Here is a 20994-nt window from a genome sequence, read left to right on the forward strand (position 1 = left end):
ATCACGGTTCCGTGCTCGCGGCCCGGCTGACGATAACGCAACGACATTGTGCCCGGTTGACGCGGACGGCACGCATGCCCGGCGCATTTTTTACAAGAGTCGGACAAAGCCGCGACGCCCCGGCGGCAATCGGGCGGGGCGTCGGGGGGCCGGGGTGCAACGAGCGTTCAGGACGAGCACGAAACGGACAACTGCCGCGCCCAGTCCGGCGGCAGGGCGGCGAAATCCTCGAATTCCGGTGCTTCGTCGAACGGCCGCGCCAGCGCGTCGGCCAGGCGTCGCAGCGGCTGGTGGTCGCCGCGCTGGGCGGCGCGGATCGCTTCCTCGGCCAGATGGTTGCGCAGCACGTATTTGGGATTGACCGCGTTCATGCGCGCGGCGCGCTCGGCGTCGTCGGTGCTGCCGTCGTCGGCCAACCTCGCACGGTAGGCGGCGACCCAGGCGTCGAAGCCGTCGCGGTCGAGCACCAGGTCGCGCAACGCCGCGGGCACGGCGCCGGTGGCGGGCAGGGTGGCAAGCCGGCGCCAGAACAGCGTCCAGTCGGTATGCGCCGCCTGGAGCAGCGTCAGCAGCGTGCCCAGCAGTTCCCAGTCGTCCTCGCGCCATTGCCGCAGCCCCAGCTTCTGGCGCAGCAGTTCGGCGTAGTGCTGCTCGAATACATCCTGGTAGCGGCTGAGCGCGGCGATGGCGGCATCGCGGCCGATGTCGGGCAACAGCGTCTGCGCCAAGCAGTGCAGGTTCCACAGCCCGATCTGCGGCTGCTGGTCGTAGGCGTAGCGCCCGCGCTCGTCCGAGTGGTTGCACACGTGGCCGGCGTCGAAGCCGTCCATGAAGCCGAACGGGCCGTAGTCCAGCGTCAGCCCCAGCAGCGACATGTTGTCGGTGTTCATCACGCCGTGGCAGAAGCCCACTGCCTGCCAGGCCGCGATCAGGCGCGCGGTGCGTTCCACCACGGCGTCCAGCAGCGCCACGTAGGGCTGCCCGGCGGCCGCGCATTCCGGATAGAACCCGGCGATGGCCCAGTCGGCGAGCTGGCGGACCGCGTCCTGCTGGTCGCGATGATGGAAATGCTCGAAATGGCCGAAGCGCAGGAACGACGGCGCGACGCGGGTGACCACCGCGGCGGTCTCCTTGGTTTCGCGCCATACCGGCTGCGGGCTGGCCACGAGTGCCAGCGCGCGGGTGGTGGGGATGCCCAACGCGTGCATCGCCTCGGAGCACAGGTATTCCCGGATCGACGAGCGCAGCACCGCGCGGCCGTCGGCGCGGCGCGAATAGGGGGTCTGGCCCGCGCCTTTCAGTTGCAGTTCGTGGATGCCCAGCGGGGTGTCGATCTCCGCCACCAGCAGCGCGCGGCCGTCGCCCAGTTGCCCGGCCCACACCCCGAACTGGTGGCCGCTGTAGACGCTGGCCAGTTGCGGGTACTCGGTGAGCGCGGCGTTGCCGGCGAGGAAGTCGGTCCATTCGCCACCGTCCTGGCTGTCCAGGCCCAGCGCATCGGCCAGCGCCGTGTTCCAGGCGATCAGCGACGGCCCGGGCAGCGGGGTGGAGGGCACTTGCGAGTAAAAGCGCTCGGGCAACGCGGCGAAACGGGGTGCCAGCGGCAGGTCGGGAAAGGTATGCTTCATGCCTTGCGGGTGTACGCCCTAATAGTTGAGTGAAATGATCGGGTATATTACCCGAAAAAGCCTCCCGAGTTCCCGATGAGCGAGAAAGCCCCCGTCACCGCCGCCGTGCGCATGCTGCGCCAACACAAGGTGGTCTACACCGAGCACCTCTACGAATACGAGGAAAAGGGCGGCACCGCCGTGTCCGCCCGCGAGCTGGGCGTGCCCGAGCACGACGTGATCAAAACCCTGGTGATGGAGGACGACGCCAAACAGCCGCTGCTGGTGCTGATGCACGGCGACTGCGAGACCTCCACCAAGAACCTGGCGCGCCTGCTCGGGCGCAAGACCATCCAGCCGTGCGCGCCCGAAGTCGCCAACCGCCATTCCGGCTACCTGGTCGGCGGCACGTCGCCGTTCGGCACCCGCAAGGCGATGCCGGTATACATGGAGCGCAGCATCGCCGACCTGCCGCGCATCTATCTCAACGGCGGCAAGCGCGGCTTCCTGGTCGGGCTCAGCCCGGCCGACGCCATCGCCGTGCTCAAGCCGACCCTGGTCGATATCGCGATTCCCCACGGCGCCTGACCGACAACCCGATCCCGGATTCACCATGACCATCCTGCCCAGCATCCTCCACGACCAGATCACCGCCTTGCTCGACGCGGGCGACCGCCTGTTCGAGAAAGGCGACGACGCCGGCGCGCTCGCCAAGTATCGCGAGGCCGAGATCCTGCTGCCGACCGAGCGCGAGCGTTTCGAAGCCAGCACGCTGGTCGCCGCCGCCATCGGCGACACCCTGTTCCAACTGGGCCAGCACGCGCAGGTGGTCGAGACCCTGCAACAGGCGCTGGGCTACCCGGATGGCGACGACAACCCGTTCGTCCACCTGCGGCTGGGACAAAGCCTGCTGGAAACCGGCGAGGAGGCCCGCGCGCTCGATCATCTGGCGCGCGCCTTCGAGTACGGCGGCCTCGACGTGTTCGAAGACGAGGACGACAAGTACCTCGACTTCCTCAAGGCCCGCATCCAGTTCTGAACACCCCGTATGAAAGAGCACGCCGCATGAGCATCCGTTTGCTGGTTTTCCGCCTGACCGTCAGCAGCAGCTACGCCGAGAACGTCGAGTACGAAGCCGAGGGCGACGACTTCGACACCGTGCAGTGGTGGCTGGCCGACGACGAAGCCTGGCGCGTGCGTACCTACGCCGTGGACCAGGACATCCACGTGCACCAGGTGCCGCAGGCGCTGGCCGAGGACGTGGCCCGGCAGAACACCGAGAAACACTACGCCGACGTGCTGGGCGAGATGCACGTCTTCGACCTGACCGGCGTGGACGATGCGGCCGGCATCGCCCGGCTGGTGGCGCAGCTGGGCGGAAACTTCGAGCCGGCGCGCAATGGCCGCTTCGGCTTCTGGAACCCCACCGGCGCCACCTACCGCAGCCAGACCCAACCCGAATAAGCGCGGCCAGCAAAACCCGACGTAGCGGTCCTGGCAGGAAGCGCGAAACGTCCTGAGAGGCGGTAAACCGGACTTCCTTCGGTCGCACACAGTACAAGGCGTACGGCAAATAGGCGCGACGCAGCCAGGAGGGTTTTGTTGGCCGCTCTACGTCAAGCCCGGCGGTTGCCCCGCCTGAGCGCCACCACGAGGAGCACCATGGGACATCGACTCAGCAAGATCACCACCCGCACCGGCGACGACGGCAGCACCGGCCTGGGCGACGGCAGCCGCGTCGGCAAGGAGCACCCGCGCATCGACGCGCTGGGCGAAGTGGACGAACTCAACTCGCAACTGGGCGCGGTGCTGGCCGAAGACGTGCCGCCGGCGCTGCGCGACAGCTTGGCGCGGGTGCAGAACGACCTGTTCGACCTGGGCGGCGAGCTGGCCATCCCTGGCCGCGAAGCGCTGACCGAGGCTCAGCTGGCGCGACTGGAGACCGAGGTGGCCGCGTTCAACGCCGCGCTGCCGCCGCTCAAGGAATTCATCCTGCCCGGCGGCAGCCGTGCCGCCGCGCAACTGCACTTGGCGCGTTGCGTCTGCCGCCGCGCCGAACGCAGTCTGGTGGCGCTCGGCCGGGTCGAAGCGTTGCCGCTTACCGGCGCGCGTTATCTCAATCGCTTGTCCGACCTGCTGTTCATCCTGGCGCGGGTGGCCAACGGCCACGCCGGCGTGCCGGATGTGTTGTGGCGCCCCGGGCTGAACGCCTGAGCGCGGCGCGCATCGCCTTGCGCGGCGACGGGCGGGGGCTTTGCCGGCCTTGCGCTGCCCGGCGCCGCGACTGGCGCGCCGGTCGTCGAATCGTCATCCTGCGTCTTTGCCCAGACTTCCCCGCATGACCACTTCCCACCTGCCGCGTGCCCGTGTCGCCACCATGCTGCTGTTCTTCGCCAGCGGCGCCAGCTATGCCACCTGGGGCGTGCACATTCCCACCATCAAGGCGCGCTTCGCGTTGTCCGACGCCGAGTTGTCGCTGGCGATGTTCGCCGTGGCTGGCGGCGCCATCCTGGCGATGAAATCGCTGGGCGCCTGGGTGGCGCGTACCGGCAGCGGGCGCGCTTCGGTATTGGGCGCGCTGGCGTTCGCGCTGACCACCGCGCTGCTGATGGCGATGCCCGATTTCTGGACCCTGCTGCCGCTGCTGGCCTTGTTCGGCGCGGCCAACGCCGCCTACGACGTCGCGATGAATGCCCAGGCGGCGACGGTGGAAGCGCATTACGGCAAGCCGATCATGAGCGGGCTGCACGGCATGTTCAGCCTGGGCGGGATGATCGGCGCCGCGGTGGGCGGCGCGCTGATCGCGGCCGGCGTGCCGCCGCTGGCGCATTGCATCGGCATGGCCATGATCACGGCACTGGTGGCGCTGGGCTCGTCGCGCGTGCTGCTGGCCGACCACCCGCCGACGCCGGCCGGCGCCGGCCAGCATCGCCAGGCCAACCGACTGTTGTTGATCCTGGGCGTGCTGGCGTTCTTCGGCCTGGTGGGCGAGGGCGCGATGTACGACTGGAGCGCGGTCTACATGAAGGAAGTGGTCGGCGCGACACCGTACTGGGTGGGCTGGGGCTACGCGGCGTTCTCGGCCGGCATGGCGGGCGGGCGTTTCGGCGGCGACTGGCTGCGCGCGCGCCTGGGCGCGGTCCGGCTGCTGGGATGGTCGGGCTGGACCGGCTGCTTCGGCATCCTGCTGGCGTTGCTGTGGCCGGACACCGGGCCGGCGCTGCTGGGCTTCGCCCTGATGGGTTTGGGCGCGGCCAATCTGGTGCCGATCTTCTTCGTCGGCGCCTCGCGTCTGGAAGGCGTGACACCGGCCGAGGGCATCGCCAGCGTGGCGCGGCTGGCCTATGTCGGCATGCTGCTGGGGCCGGTGCTGATCGGCGCGCTGACGCATGCCACCAACCTGCGCGTCGGGCTGGCGCTGGTGGCGGCCAGCGTGGCGCTGATCGCCGTGGCCGGGCCGCGCCAGCTGCGCCGGGTCGAGCCGCGCTGAGCCGGAGCGCTCAGCGCCAGGTTTCGTGCTGCGCAATACGCGCGGGATACCAATTGAGGTAATGCACCACGCGCGGCTGCGTCGCCAGGTTGGGGCGGCTACCGTGCGGCAACGCCTGCTGCCAGATCACCATGTCGCCCGCCTTGCCGCCGATGGGGATCGCGCCGAGCGCGTCGAGATCCTGCGTGCGCGGATCGGCATCGGGCGGCAGGCCGGCCAGCCAGTCCGCAACCCTGTGCTGGAATCCCGGCACCAGCGTCAGCGCGCCTTGTTCCGGCAGGGTGTCGGTCAGGTAGATCAGGCCCTGGGTGGCGAACGGGATCGGCTGGGTCAGGCTGACATCCCAATGCAAATGCGGCCCCTGGAACGGATGGGCCGGCCGTTGCGGCGGATTGAAGCCGACCCGGTCGGTGCTGGGCCAGAGGTCGGCGCTGCCCCACAATTGGGCGAATGCCTTGTGAATGCGCGGCGAGCGGCGGATGGCCGCCAGCGCCGGGTGCTGGAACAACTGCACCATGATGCCCTGACGCGCACCGCCGCCGCCGTACCACGAATCGGGCTGCGCCGGATCGGCCTGCAGGTGGGCGAATACCGCCGCGGCCGCGGTGGCGGCCAGTTCGGGCGGAATGGCGTCGCGCAGCACGACGTAGCCGTGCTCCGCCCAGTGCGCCAGCGCGGCGGCGTCCAGCACCGGCGCGGCCTCGTCGATCCGCGTCAGCCAGTCCTCACGCGGGGCTGGCTGGCCGAGCAGGGCGGCGTTCAACCGCGCCACCCGGGCGGGATCGAGTGGGCCGGCGGTGTCGGCGATCCAGCGCTCGAACGCGGCGAAATCGGGCGTCTGCCGCCCGAGGTGGCCGAGCGCCTGCTCCAGCCCGATCCCGACGCCATGCAGCGCCAAGCGATCCAGCTGGCCTTCCTCGGCGTCGACCGGCCACACCTTGCCGCGATGCAACGCGCTCAGGCGCGCCCACAACCGCTTGAGCTGGCAGACACCGAGCGCACCGATCTCGGCCCGATCCGGCAGGGGGGCCGCGGTGTCGTTCACGATTTGCGCCCTGGCGGCCAGTCCATCTTCATGTAGACATCGCCTTGCACCAGTTCGTCCAGCATCTGCCGCACCCGCTTGTCCCGGGTGACGTCCTGTTTGGCACGGCCGATCCAGGCCAGGTAGTCGTTGCGCTGGTAGGCCGGCCGTGCCTCATACGCGGCGAGCAGGCCCCGCTCGATCAATGCCTGGCGGATGGCGTCGGGCATCGGTTGAAGCGGGCGTTTCAGGGTGGAGTCGGTCTGGGTCATGCTGCCTCGGCGGGATCGGGCGCGTGTCGGGTGGGTTCTCAGATACTGCGGCCGTCGTACGGCTGGCGCTCCAGTGCCGCGAGATCGATATCCTCCAGGCAGCGGGCGTTGATGGCGGCGATCTCGTTGCCGTGCGGATCGGTGCCGATGCCGAAGGTGCCGCAGCCGCATACCGGGCAGAACTGGTGGCGGATGCGCTCGGCGTTGAAGGTGTAGGTGGTGATGTCCTGCTCGGGTGTGGACAGGCGCAGGTTGGCGCGCGGCACGAAGAACAGCAGGTGGCCGCGCCGCTGGCAGATCGAGCAATTGCACTCGATCACCCGGGTGACCGGCTCGCTTTCCACTTCGTAGGCGATGCGACCGCAATGACAGCTTCCGTGGTAGAGCATGGGGGACCTCGCTGGAGACGTGGGAAAAGGCGGCCGATGGTGCCTACTGCCGCGCGGTGCGGCGATTGGCGGGTGGCGGGCCGCTGAAGTTGCTGCGGTAGGGGTTGATGTCGAGCCCGCCGCGCCGGGTGTAACGGGCGTAGACGGCGAGCTTCATCGGTTTGCAGGCGCGCAGGATGTCCATGAAGATGCGCTCCACGCATTGCTCGTGGAATTCGTTGTGCTCGCGGAACGAGATCAGGTAGCGCAGCAGCGCCTCGCGGTTGATCGGCGCGCCGACGTAGCGGATCTGCACGCTGGCCCAGTCGGGCTGGCCGGTGACCAGGCAATTGGACTTGAGCAGGTTGGACACCAGCGTTTCATCCACCGGCGACGGGGCCTCGTCGCAATGGAGCAGGCCCGGCAGCGGGCTGTACTGGTCGATCTCGATATCGAGGTTGTCGATGCAGTAGCCGTCCAGCTCGGCGAAGCGCAGCCCGGCGAACTGTTCCGGCAGCGTCAGCTCCACCTGCACCGGCGCGCCGGCCGCTTGCGACAGGTCGTCGCGCAGCCGCGCGGTCAGCACTTCGGGGCTGTCCAGCCGGGTCTGGTTGAAGCTGTTGAGGTAAAGCTTGAACGACTTGGATTCGACGATGTTGGGGCTGTCCGCGGGGATGTGGAACACGGCGGTGGCCACCTGCGGTTTGCCGCGCGCGTTCAGCCACGACAGCTCGTAGCCGTTCCAGATATCCACGCCCATGAACGGCAACGCGCCGGTGACGCCGATTTCGTCGCGCTTGCCCTGGCGCGGAATGGGGAACAGCAGCGTCGGGTCGTAGTGCGTCTGGTAGCTGACGGCCTTGCCTAGCGGCGAATGCTGGGCGTCGCTCATGGAGTTCCTTTGCAGATCGTCGAAGAGATGTGAGTTTAGCGTGCGGCAAGTGGCGGTTGTGGCGTGCCGTGGCATCGAAACCGCCGTAGCGCGCCGCCGTCGATCGGGCGGCGGAGGCCCGCCCGCTCAAGCTGTTGGCGCAGGGCCGGAAGCGTCGCGCCAACGGCCATGTGGGGATACGCTCAGTACTTGCGCACCAGCCCGACCATCACGCCGAAAATCTCCAGCCCTTCCTGCGGGCGGATTGGTTCGAACGCGGGGTTGTGCGGCAGCAGCAGGTAGCCCTGCTTGTCGCGTGCCAGTTCCTTCAGCGTGTATTCGCCGTCGACGATGGCGACGACGATGTCGCCCACATTGGCGCCGTGGCGTTTTTCCACCACCGCCAGGTCGCCGTCGTAGATGCCGGCATCCATCATCGAATCGCCGCGCACCTTGATCAGCATGCTGCTGCTGGGGCGCGGGATCAGGTATTCGTCGACGGTAAGCGCTTCGCTCATGGCGTCGTTGGCGGCGGCGGGCAGGCCGGCCGGCACGTTGAAGTCGGCCAGGTCGCGCTCGAAGAAGCGCTTGGTCGGGGCCAGGCGCCGGTCGGGCGTGGTCTCCACGTAGCCGGCCAGGGTCAGGCGCTTGACCAGCGCCGATACCGCCGACTTGGACGCCATGCCCAGCATCTCGCCGATCACGGCGTAGGAAGGCAGGCTGCGATAGTCGGCGTAGTAGTCCTGGAGCTTGCCCAGGTACTCGTGGTCTCGGTTCGGATTGCCCATGTGTCGCTCCGGTGTGGGGATCGCACCTGCCCGTCTGGATGGGGTGCTCGCAGCGGCAGGGGCGATGGCCAGTCGAACAAACGTTCTGCTTTGCGGCGAGGTTAATCGAACGAATGTTCTGCTGTCAACGCGGGGCCGGCGCGGATGGCGTAGAATCCGCGTTTTGCTTTTGGATTGAACAGATTGCGGATCTACCTCGCCCCGATGGAGGGGCTGCTCGACCATATCCTGCGCGACATGCTCACCCGTCTGGGCGGGGTGGATATCTGCGTCACCGAGTTCGTGCGGGTGTCCGGCACGCTGCTGCCCAACCGCTTCTTCCAGCGCATCGCGCCGGAGCTGCTCAGCGGCAGCAGGACGCCGGCGGGGGTGCCGGTGCGGGTGCAACTGCTGGGCTCCGATCCCGTCTGCATGGCCGAGAACGCCGCCAAGCTGGCGGCGATGAACCCGGCGGGCATCGACCTCAACTTCGGCTGCCCGGCCAAGACGGTGAACCGCCATCGCGGCGGCGCGGTGCTGCTGACCGAGCCGGAGCTGCTGCACGAGATCGTCGCCGCGGTACGCCGCGCGGTGCCGTCGTCGATGCTGGTCACCGCCAAGATGCGCCTGGGCTACGAGGATAAATCCCGCAAGCTGGAATGCGCGCACGCCATTGCCGCGGGCGGCGCGCAGGAGCTGGTGGTGCATGCGCGCACCAAGACCGAGGGCTATCGCCCGCCCGCGTTCTGGGAGGAACTGCCGGCGATCCGCGAGGCGCTGGCGATTCCGGTGATCGCCAACGGCGAGGTGTGGACGCCGGACGATTTCGCGCGTTGCCGCGCGGTTTCCGGCTGCGACGACGTGATGCTGGGGCGGGGCATGGTGGCCGATCCGGGGCTGGCCCGGTCGGTCAAGCGCGGCGAGCGCGCCGGCTGGGCGGAGATCGAACCGTTGCTGCGGCCGTTCTGGGACAAGGTGCAGCTGGCCACGTTGCCCAAGTACCAGCCGGGCCGGCTCAAGCAATGGCTGGCGTATCTGCGGCGCATCCATCCGCAGGCGGACGAGCTGTTCCAGCGCATCCGCACGGTGACCGACCCGCGCGAGGTGGAGCGGTTGGTGTTCGGCCAGTTGCCGGCGCCGCGGGCGGCCGACGAGGCGGAGCGGGTGGTTTGACGAAAAAAGGCCGGTTCGAAAACCGGCCTTTTTTGTGATCGTCGCGATCCGATGCAGCGTGGCCGCGCTCAGCGTTCCGGCGTCAGTTGCAGCGGGCTGGGCGAATCCAGCTTCCAGATGCCGGTCAGGCGCCAGGCGTGGCCGGCGTCGGCCAATTCGACGTTCCAGCGTGGCTGCGACAGCGGCTGGGATAGCACGGCGGCGAACAACTGTGGCCCTTGCTGCTGCAAGGTGACGCTCTGGTCCAGCCCTTCGCGGGTGGGGTGCAGGATCTTCAGGGTGAGCGGGCCCGTGACCGGCTTGTCGAACAGGATGCGGATGCTGCGGCGGTCGTCGGCCAGCATCGCCTGGGCGTTCAGGCCGAGCGCGGCGGCGGCCTGGTCGCGGCCGAGTTCCTCGTTGATGGCCTGGCCTTCCTTGTAGTAGTCGTCGGTGACGAGGCCGTCGTTGCTGGTGATCGCGAGCACCACCATGGCGATGCCGCCGACGACGGCCAGCGCGGGGATGCTCATCAGGAACCAGGGCCAGGGGGATTTGTACCAGGGTTGGGGCGAATGCAGGGTGGCTGACATGATGTATCCGTGTAATGGCCGTCGGCGCGGCCTTCGAATCCAGTGATGGAACGGCGCCGCGGCCGGTAGTTCCGGCGCGGCGCCGCGCTGTGATCAGCGGTTGATAAAGGTGACCACCTCTTCGCTGCGGATGCCCGGCTTGTCGGTGGCCTGGACGACGAGCTTCACCTCGTGCGTGCCCTTGGGCGCGTCGCTGCTCGGCACTTGCAGGCGCACGCCGACTTCGGCGATGCCGGTGGAGGCGACCTCGATGCGGTTGCCGCCCTGCACCACGGCACGGATGCCGGTCAGGCCCTTGGGCTCGATGGTGTAGACGTGGCTGTTTTCATCGGCATTTTCGATCTGCACGATGTAGCTGTTCTCCAGCCAGCCGTCGTCGGTCTCGCGCACCAGCGCCACGCGGTCGCGCGAGATGTTCACCTTCACCGGCTGGCGCAGCGCCAGCGAGACGGCGGTGACGCTGATCACGATGGTCAACAGCACGGCGTAGACCAGCACGCGCGGGCGCTTCAGGCGCGACCAGAACGCCGATTCGGGATACTTGTGCTCCAGCGCGTTCTGCGTGGTGTAGCGGATCAGGCCGCGCGGGTACTGCATCTTGTCCATGACCTCGTCACAGGCGTCGATACAGGCGGTACAGCCGATGCACTCGTATTGCAGGCCGTCGCGGATATCGATGCCCACCGGGCACACCTGGACGCACATCTTGCAGTCGATGCAGTCGCCCAGGCCGGCGGCGCGGTAGTCCGAGCCCTTCTTGCGATGGCCGCGCGCTTCGCCGCGCTCGGTGTCGTAGCTGACGATCAGGGTGTCGGCGTCGAACATCACGCTCTGGAAGCGGGCATACGGGCACATGTACTTGCAGACCTGCTCGCGCATCCAGCCGGCGTTGCCATAGGTGGCAAAGCCGTAGAACAGGATCCAGAAGGTTTCCCACGGGCCGACGCCCAGGCTGAGCACCGCGCTGCCCAGCTCACGGATCGGCGTGAAGTAACCGACGAAGGTGAAGCCGGTCCACAGCGCGAACACGATCCAGATCAGGTGCTTGGTCGCCTTGAGGCGGATCTTGCGGGCGTCGGTCGGACCGCTGTCGAGCTTGATGCGCTGCATGCGGTCGCCCTCGACCCACTTTTCGATCCACAGGAAGATCTCCGTGTAGACCGTCTGCGGACAGGCGTAGCCGCACCACAGCCGCCCGCCGATGGTGGTCCAGGCGAACAGGCCGAAGGCACAGGTGATGAGCAGGGCGGTGAGGTAGATGAAATCCTGCGGCAGGAACACCAGGCCGAGGATGTAGAACTTGCGGGTGGCGAGGTCGAACAGCAACGCCTGCCGGTCGTTGATGGTCAGCCACGGCATGCCGTAGAAGAAGAGCTGGGTGGCAAAGACGAAGAAGATGCGCCACTTGTTCCAGAAGCCGTTGATCCAGCGCGGATAGATCTTCTTGTGCTTGGCGTAGAGGTGGATCTCTTCGTATTCGCCGTCGTCCTTTTCCTGGATGACGCTGACCGGGATGTCCTGCAGTTTCTTGCTCATGGCGTGGCTCGCAGAAGGTTGATGCAAACGTGCCGGGGTAGCGACGCGCTTGCACCAAGTTTCTCGGCGTCGCGACATGCGCCGCGACCGGAGGGCGGGCCGGGATGGCCGCGCCGCCGCTGAAAACATTTCTGGCGGCCCAAGCGACAACGGGCGGGGATGACCCGCCCGTTGCGTCGCCCGGGCGACCGCTGGTTACTTGTCGTGCGACAGGCCGTAGACGTAGGCCGCCAGCAGATGCACCTTGGCATCGCCGAGGAACGCCTGCCAGGCCGGCATCACGTTGTCGCGACCGTTGGTGATGGTCTCGACGATGGTGGCTTCCGAGCCGCCGTACAGCCAGATGTTGTCGGTGAGGTTGGGCGCGCCCAGGCTCTGGTTGCCCTTGCCCTCGGCCGTGTGACAGGCCGCGCACACCTGCTTGAAGGTTTCGGCGCCGCGCTCGGCACGCATTTCGTTGTTGGGCTTGCCGGCGATCTTCAGCACGTAGTTGGCGACGTCGCGCACCTTTTCCTCGCCGAACGCCGCGCCGAAGGCGGGCATCTGGCCGTGACGACCGTTGTTGATGGTCTCGACCACCTTGGCGGGGTCGCCGCCGTACAGCCAGTCGTTGTCGGTCAGGTTGGGGAAGCCCTTGGCGCCGCGGGCATCCGACCCGTGGCACTGGATGCAGTAGGTGTAGAACAGGCGCTTGCCGATGTCGCGCGCTTCGGGGTTCTGCGCCACCTGCTCGATGGGCATGGCCTGGAACTTGGCGAACATCGGGCCGTACTTCTCGTCGGCCTTCTTCACTTCCTGCGCGTGCTGGCCGGTGGACGACCAGTTCCACACGTTGCCGAACGCCACCAGGCCGGGATAGGCGACCAGGTAGCCGACGGCGAACACGATGGTGGCGTAGAACAGCACCACCCACCAGCCGGGCAGGGGGTTGCTGTATTCCTCGAGGTCGCCGTCCCACTTGTGGCCGGTGACTTCCGCCTTCTCGCCCTTCTTGAGCTTCACCTTGCTCTGGCTGACCACCAGGTAGCCCAGCCAGATCATCGACACGATCACGATGACGGCGATGTAGATGCCCCAGAAATCGCTATTGAAATCCTTCATTTGTACTCAGCTCCGCAGGATCAGGACTGCTTGTCGCCCGGGCCGGGCTTGTCGTCGTCGAGGAACGGCAGTTGTGCCGCTTCGTCCATGCCCTTGCGTGCGCGGCCGCTGTAGGCCCACAGGCAGATGCCGACGAAGCAGACGAAGGCCAGTACGGTGACGATCACCCGGACCAGGGTTTGTGCGTCCATGTCCGTTTACCTTTTGTTTTTCAGCGCCAGACCAAGGCCTTGCAGGTAGGCGATGATCGCGTCCATCTCGGTCTTGCCTTCCACCGCCTTCACCGAATCGGCGATCTCGGCGTCGGTATACGGCACGCCCAGGCGACGCAGCGCGGTCATCTTGGCGGGCAGCGATTCGGCGTCGACCTTGCTGGAGGCCAGCCAGGGGAACGGAGGCATGATGGATTCGGGCACCACGTCCTGCGGGCGGATCAAGTGGGCGCGATGCCATTCGTCCGAGTAGCGGCCTCCCACGCGGGCGAGGTCGGGACCGGTACGCTTGGAACCCCACTGGAACGGATGGTCGTACACCGATTCGCCGGCCACCGAGAAGTGACCATAGCGCTCGGTTTCCGCGCGGAACGGACGGATCATCTGCGAGTGGCAGTTGTAACAGCCTTCCCGGATGTAGATGTCGCGCCCGGCCAGTTGCAGGGCGGTGTAGGGCTTCACCCCGGCGATGGGCTGGGTGGTGCTCTTCATGAACATCAGCGGCAGGATCTCGACCAGCATCGCCACGCTGATGACCAGCATCGTGAGCACGATCAGCCAGCCCACTTTTTCTTCGATCAGTTTCTGAGCTCGATTCATTTTTTGTGTCTTCTAATGGTTCCTGGGCATCAGGCGTGGGCGACCACGGCCGGGATCTCGGCGTTCACCGGACGGCCGGCGACGGCGGTGCGGATCACGTTGTAGAGCATCAGCACCATGCCCGAAAGGAACATGAAGCCGCCGAGGAAACGGATGAAGAAGTACGGGTGGCTGGCCTTGACCGCGTCGATGAAGGCGTAGGTCAGGGTGCCGTCCGGGTTGACCGCGCGCCACATCAGGCCCTGGGTCACGCCGGCGATCCACATGGAGGCGATATAGAGCACGGTGCCCAGCGTCGCGATCCAGAAGTGGGTTTCCACCAGCTTCATCGAATACATTTCTTCGCGATTGAACAGGCGCGGCACCAGGTAGTAGACCGAGCCGATGGTGATCATCGCCACCCAGCCCAGCGCGCCGGAGTGCACGTGGCCGATGGTCCAGTCGGTGAAGTGCGACAGCGCGTTCACCGTCTTGATCGACATCATCGGGCCTTCGAAGGTGGACATGCCGTAGAACGACAGCGCGGTCACCAGGAACTTCAGGATCGGGTCGGTGCGCAGCTTATGCCAGGCGCCCGACAGGGTCATGATGCCGTTGATCATGCCGCCCCAGGACGGCGCCAGCAGGATCAGCGAGAACACCATGCCCAGCGACTGGGTCCAGTCCGGCAGGGCGGTGTAGTGCAGGTGGTGGGGGCCGGCCCACATGTAGGTGAAGATCAGCGCCCAGAAGTGCACCACCGACAGGCGATACGAGTAGACCGGGCGGCCGGCCTGCTTGGGCACGAAGTAGTACATCATCCCCAGGAAGCCCGCGGTCAGGAAGAAGCCCACCGCGTTGTGGCCGTACCACCATTGCACCATCGCGTCGACGGCGCCGGCGTAGGCGGAGTACGACTTCCACATCGACACCGGCATTTCCATGCTGTTGACGATGTGCAGCAGCGCCACGGCCAGGATGAAGGCGCCGTAGAACCAGTTGGCCACGTAGATGTGCTTCACCTTGCGGATGGCGATGGTGCCGAAGAACACCACGGCGTAAGCCACCCAGACCACGGTGATCAGCAGGTCGATTGGCCATTCCAGCTCGGCATATTCCTTGCCGCTGGTGATGCCCAGCGGCAGCGTGATGGCGGCGAGCACGATCACGGCCTGCCAGCCCCAGAACACGAAGGCGGCCAGCTTGTCGGAGATCAGACGGACGTTACAGGTACGCTGCACCACGTAGAGCGAGGTGGCCATCAGGCCGCAGCCGCCGAAGGCGAAGATGACGGCGTTGGTGTGCAGCGGGCGCAGGCGCCCGAAATGGAAGTACGGGCCGACATTGAGCTGCGGCCACACCATCTGGGCGGCGATCACCACCCCGACCAGCATGCCGACTATGCCCCACACCACCGTCATGATGGCGAACTGCCGTACCACTTTGTAATTGTATGTGGCTTGGTTTTCCATGAAACGCTCCGAGAGGATCTCCAAAAACAGAAATTGCTAATTCATTGCTGCGGATACGGTGCGCACCGGACCGATGCGAATCGGTGGATGCGAAAAAAGGGGATGAACTCCAGACACCTTGCAAGGTTGGCCGAGGACTATTTCATGCGGCATTCGCAGCATGGTTGATGCACATCAAAAAAATAGTTGATGTGCATCAAACGGCCCGGTTATCACGGTGCATTTTACCGCGACAGGGGTCTTTCGGTCAGTTGTTTTTTTCGTCTCCGGCCTTATTTTCATTGGCTTCCGCGGGCATGTCGTCGTCATGCAAAATGCGATGTCCGGGGCCTTCCATATCGTCGAATTGACCGCTTTTCACCGCCCACCAGAACAGGGCGCCGATCCCGAAAGCGAGCACCACGGACAGCGGAATCAGCAGGTAAAGACTTTCCAACGTTATTTCTCCAGATGCGGTGCCGTTGCCGCATTGCGGTGCCTGCCCGGCGTCGGCGCCAGCCGCAGCGCGTTGCCGACCACGATCAGCGAACTGAGCGCCATGCCCAGGCTGGCCAGCCAGGGAGTGACCAGACCGGCCACCGCGAGCGGCAGCGCTACCAAGTTGTAGCCCAGCGCCCAGCCCAGGTTCTGGCGAATGATGCGGCGGGTGGCGCGGGCGGTGCGCAGCGCCAGCGGCACCCCGGCCAGGCGGTTGTCGTACAGCACCGCGTCGCCGGCCGCTTGCGCCACGTCGGTGGCGGCGCCCATCGCCATCGACACGTCGGCCGCCGCCAGCACCGGCGCGTCGTTGACCCCGTCGCCCACCATCAGCACCCGTGCCCCGTTGTGTTGCAGCGTCTTCAGGTAGGCCAGCTTGTGCTCCGGCGTGGCCGACGCGGTGACGCGCCCGATGCCCAATTGCGCTGCCACCTGCTGTGCCGCGGCGGGATGGTCGCCGCTGAGCAGGTGGACCACCAGCCCGGCCTGCCGCAGGCGGGCCACGGCGTCGGCCGCGTCGTCGCGCAGCGTGTCGGCCAGATGGAAGTCGGCGATCCAGCCCGTGTCGTTGGCCAGCGCCACCCTTGTATGCCCGGAATCGTCCGGCGGGATGGCCTGGCCGGTATGGTGGGCGACGAAGCCGGCGCCGCCGATGGCGAAGCGAACGCCGCCGATGCGTCCGGTGAGGCCGCCGCCGGGATGGTTGACCACCTCGTGGGCGGCGAACGGTGTGTCGCCGTGCAGCGCGCGCGCCAGCGGATGTTCCGAGTGGGCTTCCAGTGCGGCGGCCAACTGGCGTGCTTCGGCTTCGGTGCTGCGGTACAGCGTCACGCCGACCACCTGCGGCGTGCCCTGGGTGAGGGTGCCGGTCTTGTCGAACACCACGTCGCTCACCCTCGACAGCGCTTCGAGCGCATGGCCGCGTGTGACCAGCACGCCCTGTCGCGCCAGCGCGCCGGTGGCGGCGGTCAGCGCGGCCGGCGTGGCCAGCGACAGCGCGCACGGGCAGGAGATCACCAGCACCGCGACAGTGATCGGCAGCGCGTGCGTCGGGTCGTTCAGATGCCAGTACAGCCAGGTGGCGGCGGCCACCAGCAGCAGGATGGCGACGAACCAGCCGGCGACGCGATCGGCCACCAGCGCCACCCGCGGCTTCTCGGCTAGCGCGCGGTCGAGCAGGCGCACGATGCCGGCCAGCCGCGTGCCTTCGCCCACCTGATCCACCCGCATCACCAGCGGCGAGCCGCGATTGACCGTGCCGCCGGTGAGCGCGTCGTCGGGCTGCTTGGCGATGGGGCGGCTTTCGCCGGTGAGCAGCGCTTCGTCCACCTCGCAACGCCCGTCGAGTACCGTGCCGTCGCTGGGAATGGTTTCGCCGGGGCGCACCAGCAGCACGTCGCCGGGCTTGAGCGCGCCGACCGGCGTCTCGTGCGGCCGGGTGTCGCCCGGCCAGCCGGCCAGGCGGTGCGCGAAGGCCGGGATCAGCTTGACCAGCCCTTCCAGCGCCGCACCGGCCTTCTGCCGCGCGCGGGTTTCCAGGTAGCGGCCGGCCAGCAGCAGGAAGACGAACATCGACACCGAATCGAAATACACCTCGCCGTGGCCGGCCAGCAGTGCGATCAGGCTGGCGCCGAAGGCCGACAGCACGCCGACGCTCACCGGCAGGTCCATCCCGGCGCGGCCGCGTCGCAGGTCGCGCCAGCTGGAGGTGTAGAACGGCCAGCTCGAATACAGCACCACCGGCAGCGTCAGCAGGCCGCTCGCCCAGTTCATCAGGTTGAGCCAGACCGCGTCGATCTCGCCTTCGCGCGCCAGGTAGATCGGCACGGCGAACATCATCACCTGCATCATCGACAGCCCGGCGACCCACAGGCGGAACAGCGCGCGCTTGCGTTCCTGTTCCTGGGCGGCCTCCTGGCGCGCCGCGTCGTAGGGTTGCGCCCGGTAACCGATGTCCGCCACGGCGCGCAGGATCTGCGACAACTGCACCCGGGCGTTGTCCCAGCGCACCCGGGCGCGATGGGTGCTGTAGTTGATCGACACCGCCTGCACGCCGGGCACGCGCGCCAGTTGCCGCTCGTTGAGCCAGACGCAGGCCGCGCAGACGATGCCTTCGATCATCAGCGATGCCTCGCGGGTATCGCCGCCCTCGGCATGGACGAACCCCGCCTGCAAGGCCGGATCGTCGTAGAGGCGCAGCTGCTCCAGCAGTTCGTCGGCCAGCGGCGCGGCGCGGTCGGCGGGGCGGTCGCGCTGTGTGTAGTAGTCGCCCAGCCCGGCGTCCAGGATGCTCTGCGCAACGGCCTGGCAGCCGGCACAGCAGACCGCTTGTTCCTGTTCGCGATATCGGATGGAAAGACGGGGCCCGGCGGGCACCGGCTCGCCGCAGTGGAAACAGGCGGCGGGGGCGGGCGTTGCGGTGTTCATGGCCCGGCATTGTACGCTGCCGGGTCGCCTCCCGGCGGGCGGCGGCGGAGGCGGCGCCAGCGAGGTCGCGATGGATATTGCAGGTTGTCACCGATAAACGGCGGTTATCTGCGCTTGCCGCAATCGCCACAGAGTCGGAACATGACCGTGATATATGAGCGAATCATGAAATAGCCCGCGAGGCGGGCAGATACCAAGAGTCCGGGAGGGACCGAGGATGGAAAGCGACAGTCTGGGCGTGGTCAACCACCACTACCTGGATCGCGTGGTGAACGCGGCAGAGCACCACGAGATCGAAACCAGCGAGGACATCTACACCGAGCACGGGATCAAGCTGTTGGCCAAGGGCGCGCGGATTTCGCCGGCGGTGCAGCAGCGGCTGATCGTCCACAAACTGAAGAAGCCGCTGGAAAGCTGCCTGCAGGTCAGCCAGGGTGTCGACGCCGACCGGCTGGTGGACATCGGCAAGGCGGTGATCGCCGACAATGCCGGCCTCGCGCCGTTGTTCAGCGACTTTGGCCTGCTGCCGCGTCTGCGCGAGATTCCGCTCAACGCGGCCGTGGTCAACATGCTGACCGTGGCCCAGGCGCACGACCCCAACAGCCTGCGCCACTACGTGCTGGTCGCGCTGCTGTCGCTGGGGTTGGGCCGGCGCCTGAAGCTGACCGAAACCGAACTGGGCGTGCTGGCGTCCGCGGCCCTGCTGCACGACATCGGCGAGCTTTACATCGACCAGCGCCACCTGGATCGCGCGCACGTGCTGACGCCCGAAGCCTGGCGCCATGTCTCGGTGCACCCGGTGGTCGGCGCCACGTTGGCCCGGGATGTGTGCGGCATGCCGGAAGAAGTGGCCAACGCCATCCTGGAACATCACGAGCGTGGCGACGGCGGCGGCTATCCGCGCGGCGTGGCCGCACCGGCGCTGTCGCGTGCGGGGCGGGTGCTGGCGGCGGCCGAGATGATCGCCTCGCTGACCGAGCATGGTGCCTATCCGCTGGAGCGCGCCGAGGTGGCGTTGCGCATCGTGCCGGTGGAATACGACCCGCAACTGGTGTCGGTGGTGTCCCAGGCCTTGGGCGAGGCGCGGGTGGAGCAGTACCAGCAGGCGCAGATGCCGCAGGGCGACGCCTATGCGCAGGACATGCACAGCCTGCTGCGCAAGATCGCGCTCGGGGCCGAGTTGCTGGGGCAGTGCCGCGCCAGGGTGGCGCACCACGGCGAAGCGTGCGCGCAGTTGCTGGCGCGGGTGGAAGCGCGCTTCGTGCTGATCCAGCGCGCGTTTTCCAGCACCGGCCTGGACGCGGTGACCGACAAGCCGCACTTCGACGCGCTGCTCGGCGACGCCAGCGGCTGGTTGCAGTTCGAGCTGAGCCTGGTGCTGCGCGAGATCCGCTGGCGGCTGCGCGAGCTGGCGCGCGATCTGGCGTGGCGGGCGTCGTTGCAGTCCGAGGCGGTGGCGGCGCAGTTCCAGCCGCTGGTGCAGTTGCTGCACGACGGCTGAGACAGCCCGGCACGAAAAAGCCCCGCATCGGCGGGGCTTTTTATCGAAAGGGCGTTGCGGCGGCGCTCAGGCCAGGCCCTTGGGCAGCGAGAACACCACGTTTTCCTCGATGCCCGGCATCGGCGTCACCGAGTCGGCGCCCAGGCCGCGGATGCGGTCGATCACGCGCTGCACCAGGATGTCCGGCGCGGACGCCCCGGCGGTGATGCCGACCCGCTCGCCCTCGCCGAACCATTCCGGCTTCAGCTCGGTTTCGTTGTCGACCATGTAGGCCTTGATGCCCAGGCTGGCGGCCACTTCGCGCAGGCGGTTGGAATTGGAGCTGTTGGGCGAGCCGACCACGATCACCGTGTCCACTTCCGCCGCCAGCTGCTTCACCGCGTCCTGGCGGTTCTGCGTGGCGTAGCAGATATCGTCCTTCTTGGGGCCGACGATCTGGGGGAAGCGCTCGCGCAGCGCGTCGATCACCACCTGGGTGTCGTCCACCGACAGCGTGGTCTGGGTGACGTAGGCCAGCTTTTCCGGGTTGCTCACCTGCAACGCGGCGACGTCCTCGACATCCTCCACCAGCAGCATGCCGCCCTCGGACTGGCCCATGGTGCCTTCCACTTCGGGGTGGCCCTTGTGGCCGATCATGATGATCTCGAACCCCTGGTCGCGCAGCCGCTTCACCTCCAGGTGCACCTTGGTCACCAGCGGGCAGGTGGCGTCGTACACCGCCAGCCCGCGCGCCTCGGCTTCGCGGCGCACCGCCTGCGACACGCCGTGCGCCGAGAAGATCACCGTGTTGCCGGCGGGCACGTCGGCCAGCTCCTCGACGAAGATCGCGCCTTTCTGTTTCAGGTCCTCGATCACGAACTTGTTGTGCACCACCTCGTGGCGCACATAGATCGGCGCGCCGAATCTGGTCAGCGCCGTCTCGACGATGGCGATGGCGCGATCCACGCCGGCGCAGAAGCCGCGCGGCTGGGCGAGGATGATCTGCATGGGCTTGTTCATGCCTGTTTCTCCGTGGCGGACTTGCTGCGGAAGCTGTCCCACACCATCAGGGCCGCGCCGACGCAGATGGCCGAGTCGGCGAGGTTGAAGGCCGGGTAGTTCCAGTCGCGATAGTAGACGTGGATGAAGTCGATCACGTGGCCGAGCAGGATGCGGTCGATCACGTTGCCCAGCGCGCCGCCCATGATCAGCGACAGCGCCAGCGACAGCCGCGCTTCGCCATGGTGGCGCCGCAGCATGAACACGATCCACGCCGACACCGCCAGCGCCAGCACGGTGAAGAAATGCCGTTGCCAGCCGCCGGCGTCGGCCAGGAACGAGAACGCAGCGCCAGGGTTGTAGGCCAGGGTCAGGTTGAAGAAGCCGGGGATGACCGGCAATTGCTCGCCGTAGGCGAAGCTGGCCTCGATCGCGTGCTTGGTGATCTGGTCGAACAGGATCACCGCGATGGCCACGGCGATCCAGCGCCAGAAGGTGCCCGGCAGGGAGGAAGAGGTTTGATCGGCGGACATGGATTCTCAGCCTTGCGGGCGGAACGAGGCGCCC

At 67.3% G+C, this 20994-nt stretch carries 23 protein-coding genes; 7 read left to right on the forward strand and 16 right to left on the reverse strand.

The features are described 5' to 3' along the window. Window positions 1-167: 167 nt before the first annotated feature. On the reverse strand, window positions 168-1628 hold the full coding sequence (locus tag C556_RS0110655) for a protein adenylyltransferase SelO (RefSeq protein ID WP_018748241.1): 1461 nt from the start codon (window positions 1626-1628) through the stop codon (window positions 168-170). Window positions 1629-1703: 75 nt separating this feature from the next. On the opposite strand from C556_RS0110655, the gene ybaK reads away from it, so the two are divergent. The 5 genes from ybaK to C556_RS0110680 all read left to right on the forward strand — a co-directional run bounded on the left by ybaK (window position 1704) and on the right by C556_RS0110680 (window position 5097). After that, window positions 1704-2195, forward strand: a complete 492-nt coding sequence (ybaK, locus tag C556_RS0110660) for a Cys-tRNA(Pro) deacylase (RefSeq protein ID WP_018748242.1) — start codon at window positions 1704-1706, stop codon at window positions 2193-2195. A gap of 25 nt (window positions 2196-2220) precedes the next feature. Continuing rightward, window positions 2221-2646, forward strand: a complete 426-nt coding sequence (locus tag C556_RS0110665; protein ID WP_018748243.1) for a hypothetical protein — start codon at window positions 2221-2223, stop codon at window positions 2644-2646. Between the two features lie 26 nt (window positions 2647-2672). Beyond that, on the forward strand, window positions 2673-3071 hold the full coding sequence (locus C556_RS0110670) for a hypothetical protein (protein ID WP_018748244.1): 399 nt from the start codon (window positions 2673-2675) through the stop codon (window positions 3069-3071). A 198-nt stretch (window positions 3072-3269) separates the two neighbouring features. Next, the gene (locus C556_RS0110675; RefSeq protein ID WP_018748245.1) at window positions 3270-3821 is read left to right on the forward strand and encodes a cob(I)yrinic acid a,c-diamide adenosyltransferase; all 552 of its coding nucleotides are present in this window, start codon (window positions 3270-3272) and stop codon (window positions 3819-3821) included. Between the two features lie 124 nt (window positions 3822-3945). After that, the gene (locus tag C556_RS0110680) at window positions 3946-5097 is read left to right on the forward strand and encodes an MFS transporter (protein ID WP_018748246.1); all 1152 of its coding nucleotides are present in this window, start codon (window positions 3946-3948) and stop codon (window positions 5095-5097) included. 10 nt (window positions 5098-5107) lie between these two features. Here the strand turns inward: C556_RS0110680 and C556_RS0110685 are convergent, their stop codons facing one another. From C556_RS0110685 to C556_RS0110705, 5 genes are all read right to left on the reverse strand, one after another. After that, window positions 5108-6142 (reverse strand): phytanoyl-CoA dioxygenase family protein, encoded by a 1035-nt coding sequence (locus C556_RS0110685; protein ID WP_018748247.1) that lies wholly within the window; start codon window positions 6140-6142, stop codon window positions 5108-5110. Continuing rightward, a complete protein-coding gene (locus C556_RS0110690; protein ID WP_018748248.1) occupies window positions 6139-6393 on the reverse strand; it encodes a YdeI/OmpD-associated family protein in 255 nt (84 codons plus the stop codon). Before C556_RS0110690 ends, C556_RS0110685 begins: the two co-directional genes overlap by 4 nt. Before the next feature lie 38 nt (window positions 6394-6431). Continuing rightward, a complete protein-coding gene (locus C556_RS0110695) occupies window positions 6432-6782 on the reverse strand; it encodes a GFA family protein (protein ID WP_018748249.1) in 351 nt (116 codons plus the stop codon). A gap of 43 nt (window positions 6783-6825) precedes the next feature. Then, a complete protein-coding gene (queF, locus tag C556_RS0110700; RefSeq protein ID WP_018748250.1) occupies window positions 6826-7653 on the reverse strand; it encodes an NADPH-dependent 7-cyano-7-deazaguanine reductase QueF in 828 nt (275 codons plus the stop codon). Window positions 7654-7835: 182 nt separating this feature from the next. Continuing rightward, window positions 7836-8420 carry a LexA family protein gene (locus C556_RS0110705; RefSeq protein WP_018748251.1) on the reverse strand — a complete coding sequence of 195 codons (585 nt, stop codon included), beginning with the start codon at window positions 8418-8420 and terminating at the stop codon, window positions 7836-7838. A 204-nt stretch (window positions 8421-8624) separates the two neighbouring features. Here C556_RS0110705 and C556_RS20095 point away from each other — a divergent pair, with 204 nt between their 5' ends. Beyond that, on the forward strand, window positions 8625-9572 hold the full coding sequence (locus C556_RS20095) for a tRNA dihydrouridine synthase (protein ID WP_018748252.1): 948 nt from the start codon (window positions 8625-8627) through the stop codon (window positions 9570-9572). A 68-nt stretch (window positions 9573-9640) separates the two neighbouring features. Here the strand turns inward: C556_RS20095 and C556_RS0110715 are convergent, their stop codons facing one another. The 8 genes from C556_RS0110715 to C556_RS0110750 form a co-directional block, all read right to left on the reverse strand. Continuing rightward, complete coding sequence (locus tag C556_RS0110715) at window positions 9641-10144, reverse strand: FixH family protein (RefSeq protein WP_018748253.1); 504 nt, start codon at window positions 10142-10144, stop codon at window positions 9641-9643. 93 nt (window positions 10145-10237) lie between these two features. Next, window positions 10238-11680 (reverse strand): cytochrome c oxidase accessory protein CcoG, encoded by a 1443-nt coding sequence (ccoG, locus tag C556_RS0110720; RefSeq protein WP_018748254.1) that lies wholly within the window; start codon window positions 11678-11680, stop codon window positions 10238-10240. Window positions 11681-11875: 195 nt separating this feature from the next. Further along, window positions 11876-12781, reverse strand: a complete 906-nt coding sequence (gene ccoP / locus C556_RS0110725) for a cytochrome-c oxidase, cbb3-type subunit III (RefSeq protein ID WP_018748255.1) — start codon at window positions 12779-12781, stop codon at window positions 11876-11878. Between the two features lie 20 nt (window positions 12782-12801). Continuing rightward, window positions 12802-12972: a CcoQ/FixQ family Cbb3-type cytochrome c oxidase assembly chaperone gene (locus tag C556_RS0110730; protein WP_018748256.1), complete on the reverse strand. Its 171-nt coding sequence runs from the start codon at window positions 12970-12972 to the stop codon at window positions 12802-12804. A gap of 6 nt (window positions 12973-12978) precedes the next feature. Next, complete coding sequence (gene ccoO, locus C556_RS0110735; RefSeq protein ID WP_018748257.1) at window positions 12979-13593, reverse strand: cytochrome-c oxidase, cbb3-type subunit II; 615 nt, start codon at window positions 13591-13593, stop codon at window positions 12979-12981. A 29-nt stretch (window positions 13594-13622) separates the two neighbouring features. Then, window positions 13623-15044 (reverse strand): cytochrome-c oxidase, cbb3-type subunit I, encoded by a 1422-nt coding sequence (ccoN, locus tag C556_RS0110740; RefSeq protein ID WP_018748258.1) that lies wholly within the window; start codon window positions 15042-15044, stop codon window positions 13623-13625. Window positions 15045-15291: 247 nt separating this feature from the next. After that, window positions 15292-15480, reverse strand: coding sequence for a cbb3-type cytochrome oxidase assembly protein CcoS (gene ccoS, locus C556_RS0110745; protein ID WP_018748259.1), 189 nt, complete (start codon window positions 15478-15480; stop codon window positions 15292-15294). 2 nt (window positions 15481-15482) lie between these two features. After that, window positions 15483-17948: a heavy metal translocating P-type ATPase gene (locus C556_RS0110750; RefSeq protein ID WP_018748260.1), complete on the reverse strand. Its 2466-nt coding sequence runs from the start codon at window positions 17946-17948 to the stop codon at window positions 15483-15485. Window positions 17949-18165: 217 nt separating this feature from the next. Here C556_RS0110750 and C556_RS0110755 point away from each other — a divergent pair, with 217 nt between their 5' ends. Then, on the forward strand, window positions 18166-19449 hold the full coding sequence (locus C556_RS0110755) for an HD-GYP domain-containing protein (protein WP_018748261.1): 1284 nt from the start codon (window positions 18166-18168) through the stop codon (window positions 19447-19449). Window positions 19450-19515: 66 nt separating this feature from the next. Here C556_RS0110755 and ispH read toward each other — a convergent pair whose 3' ends face one another. Next, window positions 19516-20448: a 4-hydroxy-3-methylbut-2-enyl diphosphate reductase gene (ispH, locus tag C556_RS0110760; RefSeq protein ID WP_018748262.1), complete on the reverse strand. Its 933-nt coding sequence runs from the start codon at window positions 20446-20448 to the stop codon at window positions 19516-19518. Then, complete coding sequence (lspA, locus tag C556_RS0110765) at window positions 20445-20960, reverse strand: signal peptidase II (RefSeq protein WP_018748263.1); 516 nt, start codon at window positions 20958-20960, stop codon at window positions 20445-20447. The genes ispH and lspA overlap by 4 nt, the downstream gene beginning before the upstream one ends. Between the last annotated feature and the right edge of the window lie 34 nt (window positions 20961-20994).

It is taken from the genome of Chitiniphilus shinanonensis DSM 23277 (genome assembly GCF_000374805.1).
Lineage (GTDB): Bacteria > Pseudomonadota > Gammaproteobacteria > Burkholderiales > Chitinibacteraceae > Chitiniphilus > Chitiniphilus shinanonensis.